Source organism: Salinivibrio sp. YCSC6, from assembly GCF_004916735.1.
GTDB lineage: Bacteria > Pseudomonadota > Gammaproteobacteria > Enterobacterales > Vibrionaceae > Salinivibrio > Salinivibrio proteolyticus.
On the sequence record NZ_CP039516.1, the window covers coordinates 578538 to 591632 of the forward strand.

Sequence of the window (13095 nt, forward strand, 5' to 3'; positions counted from 1 at the left end):
CGAAAGCGCTGTCGTTAGTAAGCACGGGCGTAGGGGAGCAATCTCCTTCGCCCGTCGTTTTATCAAACCGTGATTTGAACGTCTTTGTTTTGTTGACGTAAACAGGTGCAGTCAGACCATGTCAAAAAGAGATTTATATGAAGTGCTCGGTCTAAGCCGCGATGCGAGCGAGCGCGATATTAAAAAAGCCTATAAGCGGCTGGCGATGAAATATCACCCAGACCGTAATAAAGGCGAAGATGCCGCTGACCAGTTCAAAGAAATTAAGCTGGCGTACGAAGTGCTGACCGACCCACAAAAACGCGCTGCCTATGATCAATATGGCCACGCAGCCTTTGAACAAGGCGGTATGGGTGGCGGCGGCTTCGGCGGCGGTGGTTTCGGCGGTGGCGCTGACTTTAGCGATATTTTTGGTGACGTATTCGGCGATATATTCGGCGGAGGGCGTCGCGGTGGTCAGCAACGCGCGCAACGTGGTGCCGATCTGCGCTATAACATGGAGTTAACGCTTGAAGAGGCGGTCCGTGGCGTCAGCAAAGAGATCGAAGTCCCGACCTATGTAGGCTGTGATACGTGTCATGGCAGCGGCGCCAAACCTGGTTCGCAAAAACAAACCTGTGGTACCTGTAATGGTATTGGTCAGGTGCAAATGCGCCAAGGTTTCTTTGCCGTGCAGCAAACCTGTCCAACCTGTCATGGTAGCGGCTCCATTATTAAAGACCCTTGTAACAGCTGTCATGGTCAAGGTCGTGTGAAAAAGACCAAACACCTGAATGTGAAAATTCCAGCTGGCGTCGATACAGGGGATCGTATTCGCCTATCAGGTGAAGGTGAAGCCGGAGAAAACGGTGCCCCAGCGGGTGATTTGTACGTACAAGTACACATTCGCGAGCACCATATTTTTACTCGTGATGGTAATAACCTGTACTGCGAAGTGCCGGTTAGTTTCACAATGGCCGCACTCGGCGGCGAAGTTGAAGTCCCGACGTTGGATGGCCGTGTGAGCTTGAAAGTGCCGGCCGAAACGCAAACGGGACGCATGTTCCGGATGCGCGGTAAAGGCGTACAATCCGTACGTGGCGGTGGTATGGGCGATCTTATTTGTAAGCTGGTGGTGGAAACCCCTGTCAAATTGAGTAGCCGTCAAAAAGAGCTTTTACAAGAGCTTGAAGAGTCATTCAGTGGAAGCGAAGCGAAAAAGCATAAGCCAAAATCAGAGGGCTTTTTCGATGGCGTGAAGAAATTCTTCGATGACCTTACCGGGTAAAAAGTGCCACGTGTCCAAAGAACACTAAGATGATGAATAGCCAGCCTTGTGCTGGCTATTTTTTTATCCTTTCGTCGGCCGCTGTATATGGGGAAGCGGGCAATCTTTATGGTTTGATTGCGCGGCAATTAGCCCGCTCGGGTATAAGGTCAATACCCCACAGGGGTCGTTGTTTTGCGCGCTTTCCTGACGTGGCGTAGCAGTGACATAATAGCTCTTCGTTTGCCCATGGACTGCAAAGTTGTAGCGTTCAGATAGCTGACAGTTTTCGCACAGCTTATCTTTTAACTCAGTTTGGTCGCTGGAGTTAGGAAAGGATTGATGGGTAATAAAATGATCTTCTATCCACCCTTGCAGCTGAACCAGATTACGCTTTGCATGTTGCCTTTCTTGTTGCTGTTTGTAATGAGAATAGGCGGGTAACGCGATGCCTACCAACGTAGCAATAATGGCTACCCCAAACAGTAACTCGACTAATGTCACGCCTTTTTGTAAGCGTGAGATACTGTTAAAGCTCATTTTTGTTAGCCTCTCGAAGACTCTGTCACTAAAACGTCATCCAGCCTAGGGCAGTGGTACTCTCATCATCAATCGGTGGGCGATTAACTTGGGAGGCAGTATGCGTTTTATCCCTCATCTGAAGCGGCTTTCTCATGGCTTTACTTTAATTGAGTCACTAATCGCGCTTGCTGTGCTGGCGATCACTTGCAGCATTGCGTTTCCCAACTTTCAAAAAGCGCGCCAAGCGACGTTAATTGCCAATGACAGTGCGGCACTCACCAGTTTGTTTCAATTGGCTCAAAGCCGAGCCGTTAAAGAAAGTCGTCCGTATGTTGTCAGTTTCGTGAGTGAGGATGGGGTGGATTGCATTGTTGCCAAAGCAGAGCCAGTGTCCACAGCCCGAACATCAGCAGGCAGACAGCCAACGTCTCTCGACTGTCACCAAACCCAAGCCTTGATGGTGAGGTTAGATAAACAGGTCACGCTAAAACAGAAAGTTAAAGAAAAGTGGCAAGTACAACCTGACGGCGATTTATTCACGATTGACTTTCGCACCCAGCGGCCAAACCTCAACCTCACACTGGGATTAAGCACCGCAAAGAGCCAACAGCCAGACTATATCGTGCAAATCCGTCAGTACCTTGGTTTTAGCCATTGCAAAAATAAAGACAACACGACTTGCCGCACTGAGGGTGAAAACGATGCGAGTAGTTAATCAGTGGGGGTATGGTTTGCTCGAACTGCTGATCGGTTTATCGGTCAGCCTGATGGTCATGTTGGCGGCATTGTCGATGATGACGTCTGCCAGTGTGACTCAAACCCGTCTTGATGCGAAGACTAACTTGTCCCTTGAGCTAAGCCGCTTACTGACCATGATGGAGGCCGATATTCGTCGAGCCGGATTGTGTTATCAGTGTGGTGAGACAGCAGCGTTCCAAGTAGATAAGCATCTGATTTTGATTGACGACACTGGCAGCAACAATCAGGGGCAATGCATTCGGTTTGCCTACCAACAGACGGGCGTCGTTCCTCAGTTGGATGCAGGAAAAGATGATGTCAAAGGCTTTCGGTTTGATGCTGATAATCAGGCTGTAGAAATCTACGAGAACCACGACGATACATCCAACTGGACGTGTCAGTCCGGTTACTGGCGAGATATCTCTTCACGCAACATTGTGATTGATAACCTGACTTTTGAGCGCAAAGAAGTGAGTACGTCCAACCATCGCACCGTCACGGCCCTAACCATCACCTTATCTGCCGCGTTAAAAGAGGCCCCACACACGCAAGAAAGCTTATCTCGAACTCTAGTTTTACGTAACACAATGAGGCAGTTATGAGAAAGACACAGACCGGTATTGCAACACTCGTTGTGGTGGCCAGTATTGCTTTGATTGCACTGTTGATGGTGTTTGGCGTGAGTCGGCGTGCGATTAATGATATCCAGCAAGCGCAGGCACGAATTAAAACGCAAGAGTATCTTTCTCGGGCTTGGGCGGGATTAGATTGTGCGGTGGCAAAAATCTATCAAGAGGGTCTCGACCTCTCATCCGGTGAGGCGGCCGAAGGGCTGACTCAATTATCAGAGTGCCAAGGTGTGGCTGGAAGTCGATTAGAGCTAGCGCCTTGGCCAAACAATTCCTCGTTGTGGCGGCTAAGTAGTCACTCACATCAACAGGAGGTTGGAGTCACCTTGCAAGGCGCGGGAGGCGGTCGCGCGGCGGCATTTGTCACGTCAGGTTCGGCGTTATTTTATGGAGCGAATAAGTGGCGGCCGGCGAAGGGCAAAAAACGTGACGATGATAGCTATGAATGTCAGTCCATTATTGCCGGTGGTGAGGTGAAGATTAGCCCCAAAAAGCCAGATCAACCAGATAAAAGTAATCAGGGGAATCATAAAAGCGAAAACACATTTACCGTCCACTTAGGAGAGGGTAAAGGATGTGTAGATGAGTATAAAACTAAAGTCGAGTATGGCGAAGTTGCGGATAGCCGCGATGAGACAAGGAAGCTGCTCAGAAAAGATGTACAAACCAATGTGAAGGACATGGATCTTTTCCAAGACTTTTTTGGTGTCCCGCGTTCACAGTGGCGGCTTGCCAAACAGCAGTTTGAGGAAAAAGGCGGAACCATCGTTGAAACGCATGGCGATGCATCGAAATGTTATGAATCGGTCTACAATGCGATGGAACAGGGGAGAGGACAACCTAACGTGAAAGTCTGGGTTGATGGGCCTTGTGACTTAAGTCGTGGAGGAGAAGAGAATTTGCCGAGTGGCCCACACGTCCCACCCGTGTTGTTGGTTGTACAAGATGGTATTATGGCACTTCGTGGTACGATCGATCCCTTTAACGGCGCAGTGTATCAGTTTAATCCCACTATTCAGGCCAATGAATTTGCAAAACAGTGGGGGATGACTGAGAAAGGAAGTTCGGCCTCCTGCTCTTATCCCGCCACTACAAATACTCAAATACTCTGTCAAATTATTACTGGAAATATCAACACGTTTGATGAGGCAAGCCGCGTCCCATTTTGGTTTGATGGCAGTTTTATAACTGAGGGTGCATTTATCATCGATGTGCCCGATGGCAATACCGTCATTAATAGCTCGTTAGTTGCCAAGTATGACGATGACAACAAGCATGCTAGTTTTCAGGGGCTCGGGCAGTTAAGGCCCTTACCCAATAGCTATTACAACCTAACACCACCCAGTGGAGGGTAAAGGCGATGAAGTCTCAATCTGGCTTTTCATTTTTAGAGATAATGATCGCGCTGGTGCTGGTCTCTGTCACGGGGTTAGGGCTGTATAGCCTCACCGCAGAGATTGAAGCTCGGCAATATAATGCTCGGCTAGCCGAAGGAGCCATGCATATTGCCAGTGATCAACTCGCCCTTTGGCAGCGCATCAACACTGATACACCATGCTCAGCAAACAATGGAGAAATGATTGGGCTTTCAAATATTGCCGGGTGCTTGATTGAAACCAAAGAGACGCCTTACCAACTAGAAGCGAAAACCACAAAAACCTTAATGGGGGAGACAGGCCCTTATGCTAAACAGTTGGAAGTGATTGTAAGTTGGAAAGATAGCCGAGGAATTTCCCAGTCGTTAACCTTTTATTTTACTGCCTCTATCCATCGCCATGGTTAAACCCAGACCCTTTAACACACCCTTTTGTGTGTTTTTTGTTCGGTCGGTGTTTTTTCTTTAAAAACCCCTTGCGTCACAAAAATACCTCTCTATAATGCGCTCCTCGTTGGCACGGTAAACCGCGCTAACAAACGGCAGCAAAGCCAAGTAAACAAAAAGCTTGACTCACTGCCACGGTGGCGTAAAATGCCACTCCCGCTCAAGATTGAGCGACGCTCTTTAACAATTTGACCTATGCAATCTGTGTGGGCACTCGTTGAGAATAGACAAAAAGATTTATTCGATGAACTGAGTGACCAAACGATAACTTTTAGTTATTCGGCACAGTCAATTCGTTTTTCTCTTCGGAGATAAACAGTAATCAGTATTCATTGAGCTGAAACTTCGGTTTCGAAAAAACTTTAATTGAAGAGTTTGATCATGGCTCAGATTGAACGCTGGCGGCAGGCCTAACACATGCAAGTCGAGCGGAAACGGCAGTATTGAAGCTTCGGTGGATTTACTGGACGTCGAGCGGCGGACGGGTGAGTAACGGCTGGGAACCTGCCCTGACGAGGGGGATAACCGTTGGAAACGACGGCTAATACCGCATAATGTCTACGGACCAAAGGTGGCCTCTACATGTAAGCTATCGCGTTGGGATGGGCCCAGTTAGGATTAGCTAGTTGGTAAGGTAATGGCTTACCAAGGCGACGATCCTTAGCTGGTTTGAGAGGATGATCAGCCACACTGGGACTGAGACACGGCCCAGACTCCTACGGGAGGCAGCAGTGGGGAATATTGCACAATGGGGGAGACCCTGATGCAGCCATGCCGCGTGTGTGAAGAAGGCCTTCGGGTTGTAAAGCACTTTCAGCAGTGAGGAAGGTAGTGTACTTAATACGTGCATTGCTTGACGTTAGCTGCAGAAGAAGCACCGGCTAACTCCGTGCCAGCAGCCGCGGTAATACGGAGGGTGCGAGCGTTAATCGGAATTACTGGGCGTAAAGCGCATGCAGGCGGTTTGTTAAGTCAGATGTGAAAGCCCGGGGCTCAACCTCGGAACCGCATTTGAAACTGGCAGGCTAGAGTCTTGTAGAGGGGGGTAGAATTTCAGGTGTAGCGGTGAAATGCGTAGAGATCTGAAGGAATACCAGTGGCGAAGGCGGCCCCCTGGACAAAGACTGACGCTCAGATGCGAAAGCGTGGGTAGCAAACAGGATTAGATACCCTGGTAGTCCACGCCGTAAACGATGTCTACTTGGAGGCTGAGGTTTAAGACTTTGGCTTTCGGAGCTAACGCATTAAGTAGACCGCCTGGGGAGTACGGCCGCAAGGTTAAAACTCAAATGAATTGACGGGGGCCCGCACAAGCGGTGGAGCATGTGGTTTAATTCGATGCAACGCGAAGAACCTTACCTACTCTTGACATCCAGCGAATCCTTTAGAGATAGAGGAGTGCCTTCGGGAGCGCTGAGACAGGTGCTGCATGGCTGTCGTCAGCTCGTGTTGTGAAATGTTGGGTTAAGTCCCGCAACGAGCGCAACCCTTATCCTTGTTTGCCAGCGAGTAATGTCGGGAACTCCAGGGAGACTGCCGGTGATAAACCGGAGGAAGGTGGGGACGACGTCAAGTCATCATGGCCCTTACGAGTAGGGCTACACACGTGCTACAATGGCAGATACAGAGGGCAGCGAGACAGCGATGTTAAGCGAATCCCTTAAAGTTTGTCGTAGTCCGGATTGGAGTCTGCAACTCGACTCCATGAAGTCGGAATCGCTAGTAATCGCAGATCAGAATGCTGCGGTGAATACGTTCCCGGGCCTTGTACACACCGCCCGTCACACCATGGGAGTGGGCTGCACCAGAAGTAGATAGCTTAACCTTCGGGAGGGCGTTTACCACGGTGTGGTTCATGACTGGGGTGAAGTCGTAACAAGGTAGCCCTAGGGGAACCTGGGGCTGGATCACCTCCTTACTGACGCTATTCTTGCGAGTGTTCACACAGATTGCACGGTCAAAAAGTCAAAGAGATACGAGTTCCTTAGTTAAGGCTCGTACCTTAGATGGGTCTGTAGCTCAGGTGGTTAGAGCGCACCCCTGATAAGGGTGAGGTCGGTGGTTCAAGTCCACTCAGACCCACCAATTTCTCCTGATGCGGCGTTGATGCCTTCCTCGTTTAGTTCACTAAACGTCGAAATGCCTCGCCTTGCTTCAAAAGAAATTGGCACCAGCATCTAAGGGATTCATGATGGGGCTATAGCTCAGCTGGGAGAGCGCCTGCTTTGCACGCAGGAGGTCAGCAGTTCGATCCTGCTTAGCTCCACCACTTTTTAAGCACATTTATAACAAGTGTTTTTAAAAAGTGGATTATCGTCTTGATAGATTCACATGCTCTTTAACAATCTGGAAAGCTGACAAGTCATTCTTAAAGAATGACAGTAAAGTTCTCAATCAGTGACAGAAATGTCACTCACACAATCAAGTGTGCTTGGGCTTTGTCTTAGTAATAAGCAAAGTCTCTATTTTGAGTCCGGCAAAAACAAAACCTTAATTAGTTGATGATTCAACACTCAGTGGTTTTGCGACGCAGATTTCTTTTTTAGACAATCTCGCGCGAGGCGTTTGTCGCGGGGAGCGTAACGTGTTACGTGACCAAGCAAACGGTGAGCAAGAGGCCGTATAAAAGAGAAAGATCGAGCAAAAAGACCTCTTGGGGTTGTATGGTTAAGTGATTAAGCGTAGACGGTGGATGCCTTGGCAGTCAGAGGCGATGAAGGACGTATTAACTTGCGATAAGCCCAGATAAGGCAGTAAAAGCCATTTGAGTCTGGGATTTCCGAATGGGGAAACCCACCTGCATAAGCAGGTATCTTAGCGTGAATACATAGCGCTAAGAGGCGAACTCGGGGAACTGAAACATCTAAGTACCCGAAGGAAAAGAAATCAATTGAGATTCCGGCAGTAGCGGCGAGCGAACCCGGAGCAGCCCTTAAGCGGCTTAGGCGTTAGGTGAACAGGTTGGAAAACCTGGCAATAAAGGGTGATAGCCCCGTAACCGACAGCGCCTTAGTCGTGAAATCGAGTAGGACGGGACACGTGATATCTTGTCTGAACATGGGGGGACCATCCTCCAAGGCTAAATACTCCTGACTGACCGATAGTGAACCAGTACCGTGAGGGAAAGGCGAAAAGAACCCCTGTGAGGGGAGTGAAATAGAACCTGAAACCGTCTACGTACAAGCAGTGGGAGCCTCCTTTGTGGGGTGACCGCGTACCTTTTGTATAATGGGTCAGCGACTTAATGTTAGTAGCAAGGTTAACCGCATAGGGGAGCCGTAGGGAAACCGAGTCTTAACTGGGCGTGTAGTTGCTAGCATTAGACCCGAAACCGAGTGATCTAGCCATGGGCAGGTTGAAGGTTGAGTAACATCAACTGGAGGACCGAACTCACTAACGTTGAAAAGTTAGGAGATGACCTGTGGCTAGGGGTGAAAGGCCAATCAAACTCGGAGATAGCTGGTTCTCCCCGAAAGCTATTTAGGTAGCGCCTCGGACGAATACTACTGGGGGTAGAGCACTGTTAAGGCTAGGGGGTCATCCCGACTTACCAACCCTTTGCAAACTCCGAATACCAGTAAGTACTATCCGGGAGACACACGGCGGGTGCTAACGTCCGTCGTGGAGAGGGAAACAACCCAGACCGCCAGCTAAGGTCCCAAAGTTATCGCTAAGTGGGAAACGATGTGGGAAGGCTCAGACAGCCAGGATGTTGGCTTAGAAGCAGCCATCATTTAAAGAAAGCGTAATAGCTCACTGGTCGAGTCGGCCTGCGCGGAAGATGTAACGGGGCTAAGCGATACACCGAAGCTGCGGCAATGTCCTTATGGGTATTGGGTAGGGGAGCGTTGTGTAAGCTGTTGAAGGTGTGCTGAGAGGCATGCTGGAGGTATCACAAGTGCGAATGCTGACATGAGTAACGATAAAGGGGGTGAAAAACCTCCTCGCCGGAAGACCAAGGGTTCCTGTCCAACGTTAATCGGGGCAGGGTAAGTCGGCCCCTAAGGCGAGGCCGAAAGGCGTAGTCGATGGGAAACGGGTTAATATTCCCGTACTGCTACTTACTGCGATGGGGGGACGGAGAAGGCTAGGTGGGCCTGGCGATGGTAGTCCAGGTTCAAGTGCGTAGGCTGATTTCTTAGGCAAATCCGGGAAATCAAGGCCGAGACACGATGTCGAGCCACCAAGGTGGTGAAGTCATTGATGCCATGCTTCCGGGAAAAGCCTCTAAGCTTCAGGTAAGTAGCAACCGTACTCCAAACCGACACAGGTGGTCGGGTAGAGAATACCAAGGCGCTTGAGAGAACTCGGGTGAAGGAACTAGGCAAAATGGTACCGTAACTTCGGGAGAAGGTACGCTGCCCGCGGTGAAGTCCCTTGCGGATGGAGCTATGGGCAGTCGCAGATACCAGGTGGCTGCAACTGTTTATTAAAAACACAGCACTGTGCAAAATCGAAAGATGACGTATACGGTGTGACGCCTGCCCGGTGCCGGAAGGTTAATTGATGTGGTTATCGCAAGAGAAGCCATTGATCGAAGCCCCGGTAAACGGCGGCCGTAACTATAACGGTCCTAAGGTAGCGAAATTCCTTGTCGGGTAAGTTCCGACCTGCACGAATGGCGTAATGATGGCCACGCTGTCTCCACCCGAGACTCAGTGAAATTGAAATCGCAGTGAAGATGCTGTGTACCCGCGGCTAGACGGAAAGACCCCGTGAACCTTTACTACAGCTTGGCACTGAACATTGAGCCTACATGTGTAGGATAGGTGGGAGGCTTTGAAGCGGCGACGCCAGTTGCTGTGGAGCCATCCTTGAAATACCACCCTTGTATGTTTGATGTTCTAACTTAGCCCCATTATCTGGGGTGAGGACAGTGCCTGGTGGGTAGTTTGACTGGGGCGGTCTCCTCCCAAAGAGTAACGGAGGAGCACGAAGGTGGGCTAATCACGGTCGGACATCGTGAGGTTAGTGCAATGGCATAAGCCCGCTTAACTGCGAGAGTGACGGCTCGAGCAGGTACGAAAGTAGGTCATAGTGATCCGGTGGTTCTGAATGGAAGGGCCATCGCTCAACGGATAAAAGGTACTCCGGGGATAACAGGCTGATACCGCCCAAGAGTTCATATCGACGGCGGTGTTTGGCACCTCGATGTCGGCTCATCACATCCTGGGGCTGAAGTCGGTCCCAAGGGTATGGCTGTTCGCCATTTAAAGTGGTACGCGAGCTGGGTTTAGAACGTCGTGAGACAGTTCGGTCCCTATCTGCCGTGGGCGTTGGATGATTGAGGGGAGCTGCTCCTAGTACGAGAGGACCGGAGTGGACGAACCGCTGGTGTTCGGGTTGTGTCGCCAGACGCATTGCCCGGTAGCTAAGTTCGGCACAGATAAGCGCTGAAAGCATCTAAGCGCGAAGCTGGCCCCGAGATGAGTCATCCCTAGAGCTTCGAGCTCTCTAAAGGGTTGTTCTAGACTAGAACGTTGATAGGCAGGGTGTGTAAGCGCTGTGAGGCGTTGAGCTAACCTGTACTAATTGCCCGTGAGGCTTAACCATACAACACCCAAGAGGTTTTGGGTTGGACTTAAAATAAAGCCAGTTGATTGTGGCGAGAACGAACAGCTTTCTAGGTTGATGGTTTTCACTTTTAAAAAAGTGAAGACACACAAAATTTTGCTTGGCGACCATAGCGCTTTGGAACCACCTGATTCCATGCCGAACTCAGTAGTGAAACGAAGCAGCGCCGATGGTAGTGTGGGGTCTCCCCATGTGAGAGTAGGACATCGCCAGGCTTTGAATACAATTGATTAAAGCAAAGAGATATAAGCCTTTAATCATACAGAATTGGTGCGGAGTGGTAGTTCAGTTGGTTAGAATACCGGCCTGTCACGCCGGGGGTCGCGGGTTCGAGTCCCGTCCACTCCGCCACTACTTAGAAACCCTAGCTGAAAAGCTGGGGTTTTTTGCGTTTAAGCTCCCCTGAGCCTGACGTCTTGGTCGCGGCACTTGCAGTGCGCGTTGACTCCCGTCCACTCCGCCACTGCTTTAGAAACTCTGGTAATTTTAGTAGGTTTTTTTTGTTATTGGCCAGGTTCGCCCGCAGGGCGAATGAGTCCCGCAGGATGGCCTGCCCGTTGTCCGCAACCCCGGCCCTCCGCCACTACTTAGAAACCCTAGCTGAAAAGCTGGGGTTTTTTGCGTTTAAGGCATCCCTAATTCAAGAGCTTATTCATGTTAGAGAATTGCACGGCGTGGAGTGTTTCGCTCTCCTTTCACTATACGTTTTTACTAACGCATGCTTAGTCGCGGCTTGATGAGTGCATAAACTGCGATATGTGCGAGCCTGAGTGTCTTAATGCAACTTCATTACTCTAGACTGTCATGCATTATTGCTACGCGCTTAGCAATAGTTCACTGTTGTAGGTTGATATAGACATAAAAAAAGCGCCTTGCGGCGCTTTTAATGGTTTAGGCCATCCCTTGAATGACCACAAACTTTTCTAGGAGTTGCTCCTCGGTCTCAACATTATCAGGGTCGGTGATAATGCATTTGGATATCGGGCAGACTGACTGGCACGTCGGCTTTTCGTAGTGACCTTTACACTCGGTGCATAAATCTGGCTCGATCTCAAAGATCTCTGAACCCATCGAGATAGCCCCGTTGGGACACTCGGGTTCACACATATCGCAGTTTATGCATTTATCCGTGATAAGTAATGCCATACTACTTTCCTGATGGATTACGCGTATCTTGACCAGATTGTAGGTTACGCATCAGTAGTGCGTATTCCAAGTCCATATCTTCTGGCACAGGAATAAACACAAAGTGACCATTACCTTTGGCATCGTCGATAGACTCTGATTTGCGGTTTTCCATGACTTCAAGAGTGAAGTGGACGTTGCCTTTCGGCGTCATGAGCTCAAGGCTATCACCTAAAACAAACTTGTTCTTCACGGCAACTTCCGCTAAATCGCCACGGCGCTTACCGGTAAACTCACCCACAAATTGCTGTTGGTCAGAGACTGAATAGCCGTAATCATAGTTTTGGTAGCTATCGTGTGTATGGCGACGTAAGAAGCCTTCGGTATAACCGCGGTGCGCGAGGTTTTCCAGTGTGCTCATGAGGCTTTCATCGAAAGGCTTACCGGCCACGGCATCATCAATCGCCTGACGATAAACTTGGGCTGTTCGAGCACAGTAGTAGAAGGACTTCGTCCGACCTTCGATTTTCAGCGAATGAACACCCATTTGGGTCAAGCGTTCAACGTGCTGAATAGCACGGAGGTCTTTTGAGTTCATAATGTAAGTGCCGTGCTCATCTTCATAAGCGGCCATTAATTCACCGGGGCGACGGCCTTCTTCAAGCAAAACCACATCGTCGACAGGCTGACCTTCACCCAATGTTGGCGTGACTTCTTGTACTTGTACCACTTGGCCGGCATCGTCTTCTTTGGCTTCGTGAACCTTATAGTCCCAGCGGCACGCATTGGTACAGGTACCTTGGTTAGGGTCGCGCTTGTTGATGTAGCCGGAGAGCAGACAACGACCCGAGTAAGCCATGCACAGTGCGCCGTGCACAAATACTTCAAGCTCCATCTCTGGGCATTGTTTGCGGATCTCTTCGATCTCTTCAAGCGACAGCTCACGTGAAAGGATTACGCGTTCAACGCCTTGCGAATACCAGAACTTCACTGTCGCCCAGTTCACCGCGTTGGCTTGTACTGACAAGTGAATTGCCATATCGGGGAAATGCTCACGCACCATCATGATAAGGCCTGGATCTGACATGATCAGCGCATCAGGACCCATATCGATGATAGGTTGTAAATCGCGGATAAAGGTTTTCAGCTTGGCGTTGTGCGGTTGAATGTTACAGACCACATAGAACTTCTTGCCCTGAGCGTGGGCTTCATCGATCCCGATTTTCAAGTTCTCGTGGTTAAATTCGTTATTACGCACGCGTAAGCTGTAACGCGGTTGTCCGGCGTAAACGGCATCAGCCCCATAGGCGAATGCGTAGCGCATGTTTTTGAGGCTACCGGCGGGTGAGAGTAGTTCTGGAGTAAACATAATTCCTAGCTAAAGTCTGAGTGTAAGTCAGGCACCTTCATAGTGAAGGTGAGTGTGGGCGCTATTTTAC

At 49.8% G+C, this 13095-nt stretch carries 8 protein-coding genes, 3 tRNA genes and 3 rRNA genes; 11 read left to right on the forward strand and 3 right to left on the reverse strand.

Annotated features, from left to right (window positions below; genetic code table 11):
• Window positions 1–118: 118 nt before the first annotated feature.
• A complete protein-coding gene (gene dnaJ, locus E8E00_RS02510; RefSeq protein WP_077457704.1) occupies window positions 119–1267 on the forward strand; it encodes a molecular chaperone DnaJ in 1149 nt (382 codons plus the stop codon).
• 63 nt (window positions 1268–1330) lie between these two features.
• Here dnaJ and E8E00_RS02515 read toward each other — a convergent pair whose 3' ends face one another.
• Window positions 1331–1786 (reverse strand): type IV pilin protein, encoded by a 456-nt coding sequence (locus E8E00_RS02515; protein WP_077640247.1) that lies wholly within the window; start codon window positions 1784–1786, stop codon window positions 1331–1333.
• Between the two features lie 100 nt (window positions 1787–1886).
• On the opposite strand from E8E00_RS02515, the gene E8E00_RS02520 reads away from it, so the two are divergent.
• The 10 genes from E8E00_RS02520 (at window position 1887) to E8E00_RS02565 (ending at window position 10882) form a co-directional block, all read left to right on the forward strand.
• Window positions 1887–2483 carry a Tfp pilus assembly protein FimT/FimU gene (locus tag E8E00_RS02520; RefSeq protein ID WP_096629691.1) on the forward strand — a complete coding sequence of 199 codons (597 nt, stop codon included), beginning with the start codon at window positions 1887–1889 and terminating at the stop codon, window positions 2481–2483.
• On the forward strand, window positions 2470–3108 hold the full coding sequence (locus tag E8E00_RS02525; RefSeq protein ID WP_096629688.1) for a hypothetical protein: 639 nt from the start codon (window positions 2470–2472) through the stop codon (window positions 3106–3108). The genes E8E00_RS02520 and E8E00_RS02525 overlap by 14 nt, the downstream gene beginning before the upstream one ends.
• Complete coding sequence (locus E8E00_RS02530) at window positions 3105–4490, forward strand: hypothetical protein (protein ID WP_096629685.1); 1386 nt, start codon at window positions 3105–3107, stop codon at window positions 4488–4490. The genes E8E00_RS02525 and E8E00_RS02530 overlap by 4 nt, the downstream gene beginning before the upstream one ends.
• A gap of 5 nt (window positions 4491–4495) precedes the next feature.
• Window positions 4496–4918, forward strand: coding sequence for a prepilin-type N-terminal cleavage/methylation domain-containing protein (locus E8E00_RS02535; RefSeq protein WP_069591131.1), 423 nt, complete (start codon window positions 4496–4498; stop codon window positions 4916–4918).
• A 402-nt stretch (window positions 4919–5320) separates the two neighbouring features.
• Window positions 5321–6875 (forward strand): 16S ribosomal RNA (locus E8E00_RS02540).
• A 90-nt stretch (window positions 6876–6965) separates the two neighbouring features.
• Window positions 6966–7042, forward strand: a tRNA-Ile gene (locus E8E00_RS02545).
• Window positions 7043–7150: 108 nt separating this feature from the next.
• Window positions 7151–7226 (forward strand) — tRNA-Ala (locus E8E00_RS02550).
• Between the two features lie 396 nt (window positions 7227–7622).
• Window positions 7623–10510 (forward strand): 23S ribosomal RNA (locus E8E00_RS02555).
• A 120-nt stretch (window positions 10511–10630) separates the two neighbouring features.
• Window positions 10631–10746: ribosomal RNA gene (gene rrf, locus E8E00_RS02560) — 5S ribosomal RNA — on the forward strand.
• The 16S, 23S and 5S rRNA genes sit together here with 3 tRNA genes alongside, the layout of an rRNA operon.
• A 59-nt stretch (window positions 10747–10805) precedes the next feature.
• A tRNA-Asp gene (locus E8E00_RS02565) sits at window positions 10806–10882 on the forward strand.
• 540 nt (window positions 10883–11422) lie between these two features.
• Here E8E00_RS02565 and E8E00_RS02570 read toward each other — a convergent pair.
• The gene (locus E8E00_RS02570) at window positions 11423–11677 is read right to left on the reverse strand and encodes a YfhL family 4Fe-4S dicluster ferredoxin (protein ID WP_069590579.1); all 255 of its coding nucleotides are present in this window, start codon (window positions 11675–11677) and stop codon (window positions 11423–11425) included.
• Between the two features lies 1 nt (window position 11678).
• The gene (gene yegQ, locus E8E00_RS02575) at window positions 11679–13025 is read right to left on the reverse strand and encodes a tRNA 5-hydroxyuridine modification protein YegQ (RefSeq protein ID WP_069590581.1); all 1347 of its coding nucleotides are present in this window, start codon (window positions 13023–13025) and stop codon (window positions 11679–11681) included.
• Window positions 13026–13095 lie beyond the last annotated feature (70 nt).